Below are 13,638 nucleotides of genomic sequence, written 5' to 3' on the forward strand. Positions count from 1 at the left end.
CTGATCGTGCAAAACGCCTCGTTGCCGCAGCAACGTCATGCCCAGACCACACTGGACCAGTTGCACGCCACCATTGAGCGCGAAGGGCTTGGCAGCCCGGCGGTGATTGTGGTGGGTGATGTGGTATCTGGAGTTTCTGCAATGGACCAGACAGGCATCTACCTGGAGCGCAGAGGGTAGGCCCGGAATCGAAGAATTCTCTGATGCACCTGCATGCGCACCACAAACGTCATCCAACCTAACTCAAGCACCCACTCCGGCAAATTGTCCGGGGAGACATTTGCAACACTCATCAACCTTTCTGGCCGCAGGCGTTTTACGTCCCAGCGCGTTGTGCTCTATGCCGTGTTGGCGTCCGGCGAAGACCCGGATGCACTGGCCACTGCCAGGGAAGCGCTGAAACTCTTTAGGGATGCACACACTGCCCTGGTCAAGGGAAATGATGCTTTGCCCGGCGTGTTCAGCGATGAACTGCATATGGCCTACTTTGGTCCCGAGTCTGGTGACAAAAAGATCCAGGCATTTATAGATCTGGCCGAGCGCACCTTCATAGCCATTGAATCAAATTGGCGGCAGAGGTCGGACTTTCTGAAAGAGCTTATTGCCAGCACCACTCCCTTGCTTGCAGTACTCAACAGCATCACGGCCATTTACGAGAAAGAAGCGCGCTCCCACGCCAACTCCGTAAAGAATCAGCTTCAGGATGTGATGAGTGAAATCCAAGACATATCAAAGCAGGCACACATGGTCGCGTTCAATGCGCAAATCATTGCCGCCAGGGCAGGCAACGCGGGGCGCGAGTTTACGGTAGTCGCCAATGTGATGACCAGCATCACTGCAGAAATTGACAAACTGGTTCAAGCGGCACTCTCCAAAGCAGCGGCTTGAGTCTGCTCAATGGTCTGCATGCTGGCATCCAACAGCCGCATTGAACCGGCTATTTCCTGATGAGGTTGCCCCGAACGCATGGCCTCCGGACCAAGAGAATCGTGGCCCGAGTGTCCAATTCATGCTTCTGTGGAGCCAGCGCAATCGGGCGTGAGGGTCACTTCCCGCTGGCCGCCAATCGATGGCTCGGCTCGGCCCAGTCTTCAAACGTACGGATATCCAAGGGCCTGCTGAACAGGTAGCCCTGGTAATTCAGGCAACCGTTTTGCGCCAGCGCCTGGCGTTGCTCTTCGGTTTCCACCCCTTCGGCAATCACGTCCAGCCCCATGCTGCGGGACAGCGCCACCACCATGCGGGCGATGTCCACGTCGTGGGCATCGGTCAGGATGCCGCTGACAAAGCTCTGGTCGATCTTGAGCTGGTCCAGCGGCAGGCGCTTGAGGAACGACAGCGACGAATAGCCGGTACCGAAGTCGTCCATGGAGAAGCAAATGCCCTGCGCCTTGAGCGCGTTCATCTTCTCGATAATGCTTTCCACATTGGATACCAGCACCGACTCGGTAAGCTCCAGCTTGAGCCGGTCGGGCCGTGCGCCGGTACGCTGCAGCGTGGACAACACCTGATCGACAAAATCGTCCTGATGGAACTGCAAGGCGCTGACGTTGACGGCCATGGTCAGGTTGCAGAACACCGGGTGTGACGCCCATTGCCGCAGCTGCAGGCAGGCCGCTTGCAGCACCCAGTTGCCTATGCCCAGGATCAGTCCGGTCTCTTCGGCCAGCGGAATGAATTCCGCTGGCGGAATCCAGCCGCGTTCCGGATGCTGCCAGCGCAGCAGTGCTTCCACACCGATCAGGCCGCCGTGGTGCGACACCTGTGCTTGATACGCCAGCTCAAAGGTGCCGCCCTGGATAGCCTGACGCAAACCCGACTCCATGGCCACACGCCGGCGAACCTGCTCCTGCATCTGCCGGTCGAAGAAGCGGATGGCGTTGCGCCCGGCATTCTTGGCTTCGTACATGGCCAGTTCGGCCTGCTCCAGCAGCGAATCGATGTCTTCATGGCGCTGGCCGCTCAACAGCGTAACGCCGATGCTGGCTGTACCCGAATGTCCGTCGGCATCGATCTGGTAGGGCTCCTGCATGGCAGCAAGCACCTTGGCCGCAATCAATTCAGCCTGTTCGGTGGCGCGTTGCGGCACCGGATCCAGATGGGTCAACAGCAGTGCAAAGGAGTCCCCGCCCACCCGGGCCACGGTATCGGTTTCCCGCACGCAATGCCGCAGCCTGCGTGCGACCTGCTTCAGAATCATGTCGCCCTGCTCGTGTCCCAGCGCGTCATTGAGGTTCTTGAAGTCGTCCAGGTCGATTTGCAGCAATGCGCCCAGATGCTTGTCGTGGCGGGCCTCGGTGGTGAGCTTCTGGATCTGCATGACCAGATGGCGCCGGTTGGCCAGGCCAGTCAGGCTGTCGGTATAGGCCAGGCTCGCGATCTGGGCCTCGGCGGTTTTCTGGAACGAGCTGTCGCTGAAGGCGCCTACGTAGTGGGTTGTGATGCCCGCTTCATTCTTTACCGCATGAATGGTCAGCCATTCGGGGTATTCCTCGCCATTCTTGCGGCGATTCCATATCTCGCCCTGCCAAGTTCCCACCTGCAGGATGTCGGCCCACATCCGGCCATAGAAGACGGCATCCTGCCGCCCGGAGGCCAGCAGACCGGGGGTCCGGCCCACCGCCTCTTCGGGGCTGTAGCCGGTGATGCGGCTGAAGGCCCGGTTGACTTTCAATATGACGCCCTTGGCATCGCAGATCAGCATGCCCTGCTGCGTTTCAAAGGCGGCGGCGGCAATGCGGAAATCCTCCTCGGCCTGCATCCGCGCGGTGATGTCGCGCGCCAGCAAGATGAAGCGCAGATCCACATCCTCCGGCAAGACCACACTGGACACAGAAAGCTCAAACCAGACCCGTCCGTGGGGCCCCTCCAGCCAGTAGGTGGCACCGGTAGAGCGGCCATGCTGCGCCGCCTCCTGCACGGCTTCCATGCAGGTAGCTGCGGCATGGGCTGGCAGCACGTCATCGATGCGCTGGCCCAGAAAGGCCTGCACGGGCACGTCCAGCAAATCCTGGTGCGGTGAGTGGTAGTTGTAGATGCAGCCCGCCAGATCCACTTCAAACAGCAGGTCCGGTATGGCGTCTACCAAGGCTTGCAAACGGCTTTTCATAGTCGGCTGCGTGCCACAAATTCAAACATGGAAGCCTTTATGTACTTTTTCCAACGATTCTGCCGATTTTAGAAAGGTCCAATGGCCTTAACCTTGGTCAATATCAAGGTTTGTGGCATTGACGCAATGTACTACCCCGGTTTGCGCAGGCTCTCGAAGCGCTCGCCAAACTCCTGGCGCAGCTGCTTGCGCACCTGGGCCGCCGCGTGGCGCCTGTGTTCGTCGGGAGTAGAGGGCACCAGCGGATCGACGGGCACGGGCTTACGCTCATCGTCCACAGCCACCATGGTAAAGAAGCAGGAATTGGCGTGGCGCACCACTTGTGTCTGGATGTTTTCTGCAATCACCTTGATACCTACCTCCATGGAGGACGTGCCGGTGTAGTTCACGGCGGCCAGAAAGGTCACCAGTTCCCCCACGTGGATGGGCTGGCGGAACATCACTTGGTCCACCGACAGCGTCACCACGTAGCGGCGCGCATAGCGGCTGGCGCAGGCATAGGCCACTTGGTCCAGAAACTTAAGGATGGTGCCGCCGTGCACGTTGCCGGAGAAGTTGGCCATGTCCGGCGTCATGAGCACGGTCATGGTCAGTTGGTGGATGGGTAGATTCATGGGCGTGTTCCTGGAGTAGGGGATCAGTCAATGGTGTCTTCGATCCGAAGCGCAGCGTGCTTGTCAGCCTCGAGCACATCGCGTGCCGTGCGCTGGCGCCTTGCGTTGCTGTACCAGCCGTAGCCGACCACCACCAACGTCAGCAGCAGGGGGAGATAAATGCTTTCCTGAAAAAACGCCGGCAGGTAGGGCAGCACCGCGGCATCGCCGTCCACCATCTCGCCCGCAGTCCATGCAATCAGCGCGGCCCCCACATAGACCACGATGGGGTAGCGGTCCATGATGTTCATGATCAGTGTGCTGACCAGCACGATCAAAGGGATGGACAGTGTCAGCCCCGCAATCAGCAATGTCCAATTGCCCTTGGCCACACCGGCAATGGCCAGGGTGTTGTCCAGGCTCATGACCACATCGGCAATCAGGATGGTCTTGACCGCGCCCCACAGGCTGGCGTGGGCCTGGTGCGCCGCCTCATCTTCATCGTCTTCCACCAGCAGCTGCAGCGCAATCCAGACCAGCAGCAAACCGCCCAGGCTTTGCAAAAAAGGAATTTTGAGCAGTTGAACCGCGACCACCGTGAGCGCCACGCGCAACACGATGGCACCGCCGCTGCCCCACAGAATGGCCTGCTTCTGGTGCCGTGGCGGCAAGTTGCGTGCGGCCAGTGCAATGACCACCGCGTTGTCGCCGGACAGCACAATATTGACCAGCACAATTTGCGCCAGGGTGGCAAAAAAGGAAGCGCTCAAGAAATCCATCGGGGCAGGTGCCAATCAAAACAAGGGCTGACTGTATCAGCCCATGCACCGATTGCACCTGAGCGCCCGGGCCAACAGGCTACATCACCGCAGCCGCATGGGTGTAGCACTTCTTGGGGCAGATCTTGGAACAGGCGGTGCAGCCGATGCACAGCTCCTGATGCGCGATGGTCATGACCTTCTTTTCGTATTCGTCATCATCATCCGCTTCGTCGTCGACCCGCACGTATTCGCCTTCGTCGGTCAGGCCCACCAGCTCCAGCACGCCGCGCGGGCAGACCTTGAAGCAGCGGCCACAGCCTATGCATTTGGTGTCGTCGAGCTTCTGGACGAAGTTGGGTGTCCAGACTTCCCCGCTGGGCAGCGTCACGTTGAAGGTAGTCATACTTGCTCCGCGGCTCTGCGCGCCTCCATCAGTTGGGCATGCGCGTCGTGGCAGCGCTGTGCCACGGAGAGGATATTTTCCCAGTTGGTGGGCAGCTCTTCCGACAGGTCGTGCAGGTCCATCTTGGCCTGCGTGGCACGGGCATTGAGCTTTTTCAACTGGGCCTTGCGTTCTTCGGCATCGGTACTCATGCTCAGGCTCCGTACTGTGCGACTTCGGGGTAGCTGCGGATCATGCCCACGGCCTCGTCAAAGAACTTGCCGCCGGCCGCCGCCAGCTTGGCCAGTGACGGGAAGCCGAAGCGGTGCACATCACGCAACTGCTTGTTGACGACCACCAGGCGTCCGGCGATCAGCACCATGCGGCCAAAGCCCTCGTGGCTCATCTTCATCATGGGCGAGACCATCTGGCCGGTCTCGCGTTCAATGGCCACCGCGATGGCGTTGTAGAAGATTTCCAGATGCCACAGGGTTTCCGGGTCCGGGTCACCCAGTATGGGCAAGGCGCGGCGCTCTTCGGCCGTATGGATATAGGGCTTGAGCAGCTCCAGGTCGCTCTTGCTTTCCCAGGTGCCGTGGATGTCCTGGGCCCGCATCTGCTTGATAAGCTGCTGCACAAAGGGGGTGGTCAGATAGCTTTCGTCGCTGGCGGTGCCGGCAACGTCTTCCACCGTGGCTTCTGTCTTCATGGGGTGACCTCGTCTTCTTCAAAGTTGTAGCTGCGCGGACTGTCTTTTTCCAGGGCTTTGCGCAACCAGGGGGGCGGGGTGCCCTGCAGCACGACCTGGAGCTTGTCCAGGATCTCGGCAATCGATTCCGGCTGTGGCACCTTGATCGGGTGGATCTTCATGGCCACCACGCGGGCAGCGCCGGAGCCACCAATGGCAGCCACGTAGACGATGGCGCAGTCCTTGATGGCTTCGAGCTTGGGCGCGAGCTTGTCCTCGTCGCCGTCTTCTTCGAGCTTGTCACCGAACTCGAAGCTCTCGACGAAGCGGTGGCCTGCGCCACTGATTTCGTAGACCACGATGCTTTTGGCCCAGCCGAAGTGCGCGTCCACGCGCTCCTTGTCCTGGGTAGCGAAGGCAATTTTCATACGGCTTCTCCTGGGTTGGTCAAACACTGGCCTCGGCCAGATCGGTGGGGGTGGAAGGCGCGCAGCCGCCGCACGACCCAGTGCTGCAGGAACCTGCGGTCACGGTGACGTCGGGCATGCGTGCGCTGGTGGTGCTTGCGGCGCGCAGGGCTTCGGGCGTGAGCGGCCAGTCGCCTGCGTGGTGGTGATCCATGTTCTCCAGCATCAGGTTGGCAATGGAGAAGATCAGGTCCATGGTGCCGCGATAGCCGACCATGCGCCGGTGCGCATTGCCAATGCGGTCAAACACCGGAAAGCCGATGCGCAGCAGCGGCTTGTGCAAACGCTCAGCGGCCTGGCGCCCGTGTGAGTGGGTCACGAGCAGATCGCAGTCCGCAGCGGCCTGCTCCAGGTCTTCCAGATCGCCCAGCAGCACCTGTTCGGCCGGCAGCAGCGCATGCGCGGCCGACTTGGTGGTGCTGATGCAGCAGCGCAGTTCTGCGCCCATCTCGTGCAACAGGCTGCCCACGGCCAGCAGCAGATCGGGCTCGGCTGCAATCGCCACCTTGATGCCGCCGGTATAGAAGTGACCATCGAGCATGGCATCCAGCAACTGGCTGCGTTGGCGCCGGTATTTGGCAGGCACCGGTTTGCCCGACAGCGCAGACAGGCGCTGCAGCAGGCGGTCATTCACTTCCAGCCCGGTAAGGCGCTCGAACACGTCCATGGGCGTGCCGGCAATCTCCTGCAGGGCCAACGCCGCTTCTCGCGTCTGCTCGCCAACGCCAATGGTCAGCGCAGAGGCACCGGCAGCGCGGATCTGCTCCAGCGTGGTGCCACCAATGGTGGTGCCACGCCAGTCGGGCGGGATGTGGCCGTCCAGCGAGCCGGAGATATCCGGCAATACGATGGGTGTCAGACCAAAGGCCTCGATGATCTCGCGCAGCTCGTCGATATCCGCCGGCGTCAGGTGGCTACCCGGCAGCAGCGTCACTTGGTCGGCTTGCACAGGCAAGGGCTTGACCAACGTCTTCACGATGGCGGTGACGGCGTGCTGGTAGCCGTCCTCAAAGCCGCCCACATAGTCGGGCGTGGAGACGTAGATGATTTCGGTTTCAGCCAGCTCCGGTTTGCGCTTGCGCACTGTGACGATGTAGCCGTCCACATCGTCGCCCTTGGTTTCGGTGAGGCCCGTGGAGCAAATGGCGATGACCTTGGGCGCCGCGCGTTTGTGGATGTTGACCAGTGCGGCTTCGATGTTGTCGTAGCCACCCAGGATGGACGTGACCTCGTTCATGGCCGTGGTCTGCAGCGGAATGGCTTCCTTGAAGTGGCGCACCAGCAGCACCAGGCCAAAGGAGGTACAGCCCTGCGAGCCGTGCATGACCGGCATGCAGGCGTCCAGCCCCATGAAGGCAAAGCTGGCGCCCAGCGGCTGGCTCATCTTGAGCGGGTTGACGGCGCAGGCTTTCTTGGATTCAACAACGTTTGCCATGGTGTGTGCCTTGTGTGGGTTGGGTCAGACGGGCACTTCTTCGGGCTCCAGGCCCAGCGATCTGGCTGCAGCTGTCGCCAGGAAATCCAGCGGTTTGGCTGCCGGTTGCACGGCACCCAGCGTCTCGCCGTCGTCACCCCAGGGAGCGGCAATGCGTACCTGCTGCCACACCGGGTTGAACAGGGCGCGGTCGATCTGCTTGACCAGCTCCACCATGCCTTCGTAGCCGCCATAGGGGTAATAGCGCTCCTGGTTGATGTCCAGCCAGGGCATGCGCGCCTTGAGTGCCACGAACTGCGAGCGGCCACCGCTGAGCATGATGTCGGCACGCGCATCGCGCAGCATGGCGTACATCTCACGCGGGGTCATGTCGTCGATCATGTGGGCGTCGTCGCCCATGATCTCCTTGATCTTTTCCTTGTCTTCCTTGGTGCTCTTCTTGATGCTGGTGCCGACAATCTCCATGCCGCCCTCCTGCAGCGCCGCCACCACCGACCAGGACTTCACACCACCGGTGATCAGCAGCACGCGCTTGCCCGCCAAGCGTTGCTTGTAGTGCGCAATGCGCTTCCAGGCGCGTGCCTCTTCCACCTCGATCAGGCGCTCGGTGCGCTCCAGCAAATCGTCCGGCGCACCCTGCTGCACCAGCAGTTTGGCAATCTGGCGCAGCGTGTCGCTCATATCGCCAATGCCGTAGAACGAGCCTTCAAAATACGGAATGCCCCAGCGCTGCTCCATCTTGGTGGCGATGTTGATCATGGACTTGGAGCACACCATCATGTTGACCTTGGCGCGGTGGGCGCCGGCCACCTCGTTGTAGCGTCCATCACCCGAGATGCACGACAGCACCCGTATGCCCAGCGCGTCCAGCAGCGGCTTGACCTGCCACAGCTCGCCGACCAGGTTGTATTCGCCAATGATGTTGATGTCGTAAGGCGTGGTGAACTCCGGCTCCACCGTACCGATCACATAGTCCAGCAGCGCCTCAGCGCCCAGCTTGTTGCCCAGGTTCTTGGGGCCGGCGAAGCCCGGCGCGTTGACCGGTATGACCGGTTTGCCGAACTTCTCGCTGGCGCGCTGGCACACCGCCTCGATGTCATCCCCCACCAAGGCGGTGACGCAGGTCTGGTAGACAAAGATGGCGGGTGGGTCGTACTTCTCCAGAATCTCGCGGATGGACTTGAACAGGCGCTTCTCGCCACCGTAGATCACGTCCAGCTCGTTGATGTCGGTGGTAAAGCCGGAGCGGTAGATCTGCGAGTGCGAGGACGCGCTGTGCCGGTTGTCCCAGGAGTTGCCCTCGCAGGCAATCGGGCCGTGGACCAGGTGCGCCACATCGGCAATGGGCTGCAATGCGATCTTGGCGCCATCGAAGGCGCAGCCCCCAGCCGCTGCGCCGGGGTTGAGCTGCTTGGTGCAACCCTTCTTGCGTTCTTTCTCGCTCTTGCCCTGGTTCTTGTCGCAGCCCGGTTCTTCGAACACTTCGGCAATCTTGGCTTTGAGCGATACGGACATGGACAACTCCTTGCAGGGTGGTTGATCCATCCATCGCAATTTGGGTGCCAGCCAAAATCGGCTTTTATTGGTGGTTTTGTGGGCGCAGAGACCTGCTCTTTGGCGGGTTTGAAGGCAATGCGACACAAGCCGCTGAACAGCGGGGCCGACTGCGCAATATTGCACTGCATCAACGAAATCCGCGCTTTTAGTACTTTGGTCGAATGCAGACCTTCGCAAATGCGTATATCCTTGCATTAAGTGGGAAAATTTCCCATTCTCTCCACATCGGAACATTGGCCGTCAGTAACCCAGGGAGTCGAAACATGACAGGACGCTGGCCATTTTTTGCAAACGGGAAGGCCACCCCGCGAGCAGGCGTTGCCGCTGCGCCCGTCACGCCCCCCCAAGTCGCGAACCCTGAGCCGTTATGGGCCGAACGCCGCAAATTCATACGAGCCATTCCGGCACCGGTCGCGGAAGAACTCAACAGCGAGTCCGCCTGGGCCGAGTTTGAATCAGCGATGCAGGCTCCGGGTCCGCAAGCCAATACCTGACCAGGGACCGGACTGATTCAACGGTGAGCCCTATGAACCATTCGATCGACAAACCTCTGAAGCCGGAAACACACCTTCGGGTGCTGAACCTGAGTATTCAGAATGAAGAGGCACCATCACCAAACCCGGAGTGTGAGGTCATCGAATTTGAAGGTGAAGAAGGCTGGCAGCATTGGCGGGACTCGGTATTTGTGCAGGATTTCGAGGAATCCGTGCTCACCGCCCCAGCCCCCTTATTCAAGGCCCAAGGAGACTGACAAGACCACATACTGCCAGGGCCTGCCGGACAGGCGTTTCAACACTTTGGGCATGCACGCTATCATCGCTCCAGACTAAAAGAGTGGCGACACTCCAAAAACGCTGGATCGGAGGTGGTGTATGGACTTTTTTCGCAAAGCTCCCAAGAAGATCATTGATCCTCTGGAGCCGATTCCCGTTGGCGAAGTACAGGAGTCGGACTGGGCCGAATGGGAAGACTCGGTAGCCTTCCAGGACAGCCTGATAGGCGGTTTCCCAGACACCACCAAGCAGCCGCTGACTCCCGAAACCGAAGACATGCTGGACATCTTCGCCAACGTGAAGAAGAAGGACTCCTAGGCGGGCTCTCCCGCCCTCACTTCAATCCTGCGTGGGTAGTCTGGCACCCGCCAGATGCAACTGAATCCAGCGCTTGAGTTCAGCCACGTGCTCGGCCTCCTCATCCACAAATTCCTTGGCTAATACGCGGATCTCCGGGTCCTGTGTGGCCTCCAGCACGCCGCTGTAGAAGTTGAGGCCAGCCGTTTCGGCGTCCAGCGCCACCTGCAGCGCCTGCTCGATGCCGATGAACGGGTCCGCCGCCCAGATGGCTGCGGCTTCCGGGCTCTCGATGTCAGGCCAGCGGAAGTCACTGCTCTGCAGCACCGGCAGATCGCGATAGCCCGAACGCGCACGCGCATCGCCCAGATGCAGCAGGGAGTAGTCCGCCAGACGCCGGAACAGCTTGCCGACATCCCGGTTGCCGGCGGTCATCATGGCATCAGCCAGCTGGCCGAAACGCAGTGCGGCTTCGCTCTCCAGCTGGATGGTGTGGGCCAGAAATTCTTCAACGCTGTTCATGGTGTTCCTTGTTCAAAACCCGATCTCAAACCACACCGGTTCCTGCTTGCGCAACTTGGCAATCAGCTCCAGCGTGGCCGGCACCAGCGACTGGATGCCATACCAGACCTCCGCACGGCGCGGCTGGCCGTCCTCTTCCAGCAACTTTTGCAGGCAGGCCCAGCCGTGCCAGTCCACCTGCACCAGGCGATCCCGCAAGGGTTGGGGCAGATGCGCCAGCGTCTGGGCCATCACCAGCAGATAACTCTCCACCCGCTCCAGCGTGTTGGGACTGGCAAACAGCTCCACTTCGCTCTGCATATGGGTCAGCAACACCGCCATGCTGTGGGCGCTGCCCTTGAGGATGTCGTATTGCATGCGCGTCAGCATGTCAGCCCCCGGCTCAATCGTCCGTCAGCACATCGAGAGCCACCAGTTGCTCATGCAGCGCATGGCGCGCGCGCCACATGGACTTGTCGGCAATGAGCGGGTCGCGCCCCTCAAAAGCGGCGATGGCCTCGGCCTCGTCCCAGTACACATAGCGCTCACGCTCCGGGCTGCCCAGGGTTTGCATCTTGTTGGCAAAGTCCTGCTTGTCATAGGCGAACCAGGCCTGTGGATAGCCCTTGGCAGGAAGCTCTATGACGTAGATCACGGCCTACTCCACACCATCCGCATGGGCCTTGGCCCAGACCGCGTGGCGCAGTCTCTGGGTGATGCCCGACGGGCTGGCATCAAACTGGCGCTGTGCTTCGGACAAGGCCCCCTGCACCGCGGCCGCTTCAGCCAAGGTAAAGGGCAAACGCCCGCCTGCATGCGTGGCCCCCGGTACGGCCCGTGCAATGGCCTGGCGGTTGGGGTGCTCCTCCATGGGGATCAGGCTGTCGGCTTCGCGCACACCGTTCAGGCAGATCCAGCCGTCTATGACTTCCACCTTGCGTCCGTCCGATGTCGTCCTGATAAAGGTAGTGCCCATGGAAAAGCCTCCGTTGCGCAATGCGCTCTCAGAAATTCACGACGATGTCTTCATCACGCACCACCATCTGGCAAGCTAGGCGCCAGGGTGGCGGCAAGTCCTTGGTTTCGGCGTCACTGATTTGCTGCGCCGTGATCTTGCCGGCCAGCTTCAGAACCGTCTTCTCTTTTTCCGTCAGCGCCACACCGATAGGCGTGTTGCCCGACAGCACGGAAACCCGCACCTGGCAGGAACCGCATTCGCCGTTCTCGCACTCCGAGTCCAACGGAATATTGTGGGCCTTGGCCGTAGCCAGCAGGGTCTTGGTGTCACCTGCCACGGCATAGACCGTGACATCTTTCTTCAGGCGCGGCGAGCTGAAAGTTACGTTGGCCATAAGGCTCTCTCTGTATTTATCTCAAAAAATGAGGTGCACCTGAGGTGCTGCAGCCGCCGTAGCGAGCGGGTCGAGGTTGCGTTGAAGCCCACAGCCGTACACCCGTACGGCGAGGACTGCAAACGCAAGATCGGCCCGCGCAGTAGGCGGATGCAGTGCCTCAGCGAATGATGTCGTAGGAGTAATCGGTCTTTGCGATTTCCATGGTGTTGCCATCGAGTGCTTCAAAGAACTCGTCAAGCAACATCACCAGAACGCGCATCGCGCCGTCATAGCCCCAGGTGGCGTAGCGGTGGTAGTGGTGGCGATCGAAGATCGGGAACACCATGCGCACCAGCGGTGTCTTGGTGTCACGCTCCAGGAACTTGCCGTAGGTGTTGCCGATCATGAAGTCCACGGGTTCGGTGAACAGCAGGGAACGCAGGTGCCACAGGTCGCGCTTGGGGTAGGCCTTGCAGCCGGCACCGTAGGGCGAGGAATCAAACAGGGCTTGCATCTTGGTAGCCCATGTTTCTGTACCGTTGGTGGACAGCACGTGGGACGGTTCTGCACCGAGCTCCAGCAGGAAAGCGGCATAGCCCAGCAACTGGTCCGGGTCACCATACAGTGCATAGCGCTTGCCGTGCAGGTGGGCCTGGCTGTCGGCCATGGCATCCACAAGCTCGCCGCGTTCCTTTTCCAGCTGGGCGGGAATGGGCTTGCCGGTCAGGCGCGAGATGGCCATCAGGAACTGGTCGGTACCGGCCACACCCATGGGGGCGTTGAGTACCACGACTTCCTGGCCGTGCTCGGCGATGAACTTGCTGGTCTTTTCGCAGCAGTATTCCTGGAACACGATGGTCGCCTTGGCATGCAGGGCGGCAATCACTTCTTCCTTGGTGGTGCCACCAGCGTACATGCGGAATTCGCCATCGGTCGGTGTGTTCCAGTTGCCGGAAGGGTCGCAGATGATGTTGACCTTGACGCCGAACAGATCGAATATGCGGCGGATTTCCTTCATGTTGCCGACGACGAAGCCGTCAAAGCCGCCAATGAAGTTGATGCTGTCATCGGGCACGCGCACCAGCGGCTCGGTGGTCTTGGCCTTGCCGTCCCAGAAGTGACGCAGCACACCCAGAAGCGCATTGTCGTAACCGGTGATGTGGCTGCCCACAAAAGCGGGAGTGTGGGCAAAGGGGACATCAAACTCTTCGGGGATGCTGCCCTTTTGCTTGCTGGTCTTGATGAAGGCGTCCACGTCATCGCCGATGACCTCTGCCATGCAGGTGGTGGAGACGGCAATCATGTCGGGCTTGTACAGGCTGTAGGCGTTGGCCAGGCCGTCGACCATGTTGTTGAGGCCACCGAACACGGCTGCGTCTTCCGTCATCGAAGAAGACACACAGGAGGTGGGTTCCTTGAAATGGCGCGAGAAGTGCGAGCGGTAATACGCCACGCAGCCCTGGCTGCCGTGCACAAAACTCAGGGTCTTGGCAAAGCCGTTGGCCACGTACACGGCGCCCAGCGGCTGGCAGGCCTTGGCCGGGTTCACCGTGAGGGAATCACGGGCAAAATTCTTTTGCTTGTAGTCCTCGGTCTTGGTCCACTCGACGACAGACTTGATCTTGTCATCGGAGTGGTTGAATTCGAACTCCTTCTTGTCGGCGAGCATCTTCTGGTACTCGGGCTCACGAAACAGCATTTCGTGGTCAATGACTTTGTCAGCAGATTGAGACATGGCTGG

At 60.5% G+C, this 13,638-nt stretch carries 19 protein-coding genes and 1 pseudogene; 5 read left to right on the forward strand and 15 right to left on the reverse strand.

What is annotated here, in order from left to right; translation table 11 throughout:
• Together AC1RMF_RS16965 and AC1RMF_RS16970 are read left to right on the forward strand one after the other, a co-directional pair.
• Window positions 1-180 (forward strand): annotated as a pseudogene (locus AC1RMF_RS16965) (hypothetical protein); the annotation flags it as partial.
• 33 nt (window positions 181-213) lie between these two features.
• A complete protein-coding gene (locus AC1RMF_RS16970) occupies window positions 214-888 on the forward strand; it encodes a methyl-accepting chemotaxis protein (RefSeq protein WP_342619185.1) in 675 nt (224 codons plus the stop codon).
• Window positions 889-1,045: 157 nt separating this feature from the next.
• Here AC1RMF_RS16970 and AC1RMF_RS16975 read toward each other — a convergent pair whose 3' ends face one another.
• From AC1RMF_RS16975 to nifE, 9 genes are all read right to left on the reverse strand, one after another.
• Entirely contained in the window at window positions 1,046-3,109 is a 2,064-nt protein-coding gene (locus AC1RMF_RS16975) for a putative bifunctional diguanylate cyclase/phosphodiesterase (protein WP_342619186.1), read from the reverse strand.
• A 131-nt stretch (window positions 3,110-3,240) separates the two neighbouring features.
• Window positions 3,241-3,723, reverse strand: coding sequence for an acyl-CoA thioesterase (locus tag AC1RMF_RS16980; protein ID WP_342619187.1), 483 nt, complete (start codon window positions 3,721-3,723; stop codon window positions 3,241-3,243).
• Between the two features lie 23 nt (window positions 3,724-3,746).
• A complete protein-coding gene (locus AC1RMF_RS16985) occupies window positions 3,747-4,481 on the reverse strand; it encodes a TerC family protein (RefSeq protein WP_493142997.1) in 735 nt (244 codons plus the stop codon).
• 79 nt (window positions 4,482-4,560) lie between these two features.
• Window positions 4,561-4,866: a ferredoxin III, nif-specific gene (gene fdxB / locus AC1RMF_RS16990; RefSeq protein WP_493142998.1), complete on the reverse strand. Its 306-nt coding sequence runs from the start codon at window positions 4,864-4,866 to the stop codon at window positions 4,561-4,563.
• A complete protein-coding gene (locus tag AC1RMF_RS16995; RefSeq protein ID WP_493143000.1) occupies window positions 4,863-5,057 on the reverse strand; it encodes a CCE_0567 family metalloprotein in 195 nt (64 codons plus the stop codon). The genes fdxB and AC1RMF_RS16995 overlap by 4 nt, the downstream gene beginning before the upstream one ends.
• Before the next feature lie 2 nt (window positions 5,058-5,059).
• On the reverse strand, window positions 5,060-5,554 hold the full coding sequence (locus AC1RMF_RS17000; RefSeq protein WP_493143001.1) for a NifX-associated nitrogen fixation protein: 495 nt from the start codon (window positions 5,552-5,554) through the stop codon (window positions 5,060-5,062).
• Complete coding sequence (gene nifX, locus AC1RMF_RS17005) at window positions 5,551-5,961, reverse strand: nitrogen fixation protein NifX (protein WP_342619192.1); 411 nt, start codon at window positions 5,959-5,961, stop codon at window positions 5,551-5,553. The genes AC1RMF_RS17000 and nifX overlap by 4 nt, the downstream gene beginning before the upstream one ends.
• 19 nt (window positions 5,962-5,980) lie before the next feature.
• Complete coding sequence (gene nifN, locus AC1RMF_RS17010) at window positions 5,981-7,435, reverse strand: nitrogenase iron-molybdenum cofactor biosynthesis protein NifN (protein WP_493143004.1); 1,455 nt, start codon at window positions 7,433-7,435, stop codon at window positions 5,981-5,983.
• Between the two features lie 24 nt (window positions 7,436-7,459).
• Window positions 7,460-8,950, reverse strand: coding sequence for a nitrogenase iron-molybdenum cofactor biosynthesis protein NifE (nifE, locus tag AC1RMF_RS17015; protein ID WP_493143006.1), 1,491 nt, complete (start codon window positions 8,948-8,950; stop codon window positions 7,460-7,462).
• Window positions 8,951-9,255: 305 nt separating this feature from the next.
• Between nifE and AC1RMF_RS17020 the strand changes: the two genes are divergently transcribed.
• From AC1RMF_RS17020 to AC1RMF_RS17030, 3 genes are all read left to right on the forward strand, one after another.
• Window positions 9,256-9,486: a hypothetical protein gene (locus tag AC1RMF_RS17020; protein ID WP_342619195.1), complete on the forward strand. Its 231-nt coding sequence runs from the start codon at window positions 9,256-9,258 to the stop codon at window positions 9,484-9,486.
• Between the two features lie 32 nt (window positions 9,487-9,518).
• Window positions 9,519-9,743, forward strand: coding sequence for a hypothetical protein (locus tag AC1RMF_RS17025; RefSeq protein ID WP_342619196.1), 225 nt, complete (start codon window positions 9,519-9,521; stop codon window positions 9,741-9,743).
• Between the two features lie 121 nt (window positions 9,744-9,864).
• The gene (locus tag AC1RMF_RS17030) at window positions 9,865-10,083 is read left to right on the forward strand and encodes a hypothetical protein (protein ID WP_342619197.1); all 219 of its coding nucleotides are present in this window, start codon (window positions 9,865-9,867) and stop codon (window positions 10,081-10,083) included.
• 21 nt (window positions 10,084-10,104) lie between these two features.
• On the opposite strand, the gene AC1RMF_RS17035 is transcribed toward AC1RMF_RS17030, so the two are convergent.
• The 6 genes from AC1RMF_RS17035 to nifK form a co-directional block, all read right to left on the reverse strand.
• Window positions 10,105-10,584 carry a ferritin-like domain-containing protein gene (locus tag AC1RMF_RS17035; RefSeq protein ID WP_493143008.1) on the reverse strand — a complete coding sequence of 160 codons (480 nt, stop codon included), beginning with the start codon at window positions 10,582-10,584 and terminating at the stop codon, window positions 10,105-10,107.
• Window positions 10,585-10,596: 12 nt separating this feature from the next.
• Window positions 10,597-10,953 carry a hypothetical protein gene (locus tag AC1RMF_RS17040; RefSeq protein WP_493143010.1) on the reverse strand — a complete coding sequence of 119 codons (357 nt, stop codon included), beginning with the start codon at window positions 10,951-10,953 and terminating at the stop codon, window positions 10,597-10,599.
• Between the two features lie 13 nt (window positions 10,954-10,966).
• Window positions 10,967-11,218: a hypothetical protein gene (locus AC1RMF_RS17045; RefSeq protein ID WP_342619200.1), complete on the reverse strand. Its 252-nt coding sequence runs from the start codon at window positions 11,216-11,218 to the stop codon at window positions 10,967-10,969.
• A 3-nt stretch (window positions 11,219-11,221) separates the two neighbouring features.
• Window positions 11,222-11,539 (reverse strand): hypothetical protein, encoded by a 318-nt coding sequence (locus tag AC1RMF_RS17050; protein WP_493143012.1) that lies wholly within the window; start codon window positions 11,537-11,539, stop codon window positions 11,222-11,224.
• A gap of 28 nt (window positions 11,540-11,567) precedes the next feature.
• On the reverse strand, window positions 11,568-11,915 hold the full coding sequence (locus AC1RMF_RS17055; protein WP_342619202.1) for a 2Fe-2S iron-sulfur cluster-binding protein: 348 nt from the start codon (window positions 11,913-11,915) through the stop codon (window positions 11,568-11,570).
• A gap of 160 nt (window positions 11,916-12,075) precedes the next feature.
• A complete protein-coding gene (nifK, locus tag AC1RMF_RS17060) occupies window positions 12,076-13,632 on the reverse strand; it encodes a nitrogenase molybdenum-iron protein subunit beta (RefSeq protein WP_493143014.1) in 1,557 nt (518 codons plus the stop codon).
• Window positions 13,633-13,638 lie beyond the last annotated feature (6 nt).

Source organism: Rhodoferax sp. GW822-FHT04A08 (assembly GCF_058801025.1).

Bases quoted from the DNA above. Each gene is read 5' to 3' on its own strand.
- nifK (WP_493143014.1), bottom strand. From the start codon at position 13,632: ATGTCTCAATCTGCTGACAAAGTCATTGACCACGAAATGCTGTTTCGT.
- AC1RMF_RS17025 (WP_342619196.1), top strand. From the start codon at position 9,519: ATGAACCATTCGATCGACAAACCTCTGAAGCCGGAAACACACCTTCGG.
- AC1RMF_RS17020 (WP_342619195.1), top strand. From the start codon at position 9,256: ATGACAGGACGCTGGCCATTTTTTGCAAACGGGAAGGCCACCCCGCGA.
- AC1RMF_RS16980 (WP_342619187.1), bottom strand. From the start codon at position 3,723: ATGAATCTACCCATCCACCAACTGACCATGACCGTGCTCATGACGCCG.
- AC1RMF_RS16970 (WP_342619185.1), top strand. From the start codon at position 214: ATGCGCACCACAAACGTCATCCAACCTAACTCAAGCACCCACTCCGGC.
- AC1RMF_RS16985 (WP_493142997.1), bottom strand. From the start codon at position 4,481: ATGGATTTCTTGAGCGCTTCCTTTTTTGCCACCCTGGCGCAAATTGTG.
- AC1RMF_RS17030 (WP_342619197.1), top strand. From the start codon at position 9,865: ATGGACTTTTTTCGCAAAGCTCCCAAGAAGATCATTGATCCTCTGGAG.
- nifX (WP_342619192.1), bottom strand. From the start codon at position 5,961: ATGAAAATTGCCTTCGCTACCCAGGACAAGGAGCGCGTGGACGCGCAC.
- AC1RMF_RS17000 (WP_493143001.1), bottom strand. From the start codon at position 5,554: ATGAAGACAGAAGCCACGGTGGAAGACGTTGCCGGCACCGCCAGCGAC.
- nifE (WP_493143006.1), bottom strand. From the start codon at position 8,950: ATGTCCGTATCGCTCAAAGCCAAGATTGCCGAAGTGTTCGAAGAACCG.
- AC1RMF_RS16995 (WP_493143000.1), bottom strand. From the start codon at position 5,057: ATGAGTACCGATGCCGAAGAACGCAAGGCCCAGTTGAAAAAGCTCAAT.
- AC1RMF_RS17035 (WP_493143008.1), bottom strand. From the start codon at position 10,584: ATGAACAGCGTTGAAGAATTTCTGGCCCACACCATCCAGCTGGAGAGC.
- AC1RMF_RS17040 (WP_493143010.1), bottom strand. From the start codon at position 10,953: ATGCTGACGCGCATGCAATACGACATCCTCAAGGGCAGCGCCCACAGC.
- AC1RMF_RS16975 (WP_342619186.1), bottom strand. From the start codon at position 3,109: ATGAAAAGCCGTTTGCAAGCCTTGGTAGACGCCATACCGGACCTGCTG.
- AC1RMF_RS17050 (WP_493143012.1), bottom strand. From the start codon at position 11,539: ATGGGCACTACCTTTATCAGGACGACATCGGACGGACGCAAGGTGGAA.
- AC1RMF_RS17055 (WP_342619202.1), bottom strand. From the start codon at position 11,915: ATGGCCAACGTAACTTTCAGCTCGCCGCGCCTGAAGAAAGATGTCACG.
- fdxB (WP_493142998.1), bottom strand. From the start codon at position 4,866: ATGACTACCTTCAACGTGACGCTGCCCAGCGGGGAAGTCTGGACACCC.
- nifN (WP_493143004.1), bottom strand. From the start codon at position 7,435: ATGGCAAACGTTGTTGAATCCAAGAAAGCCTGCGCCGTCAACCCGCTC.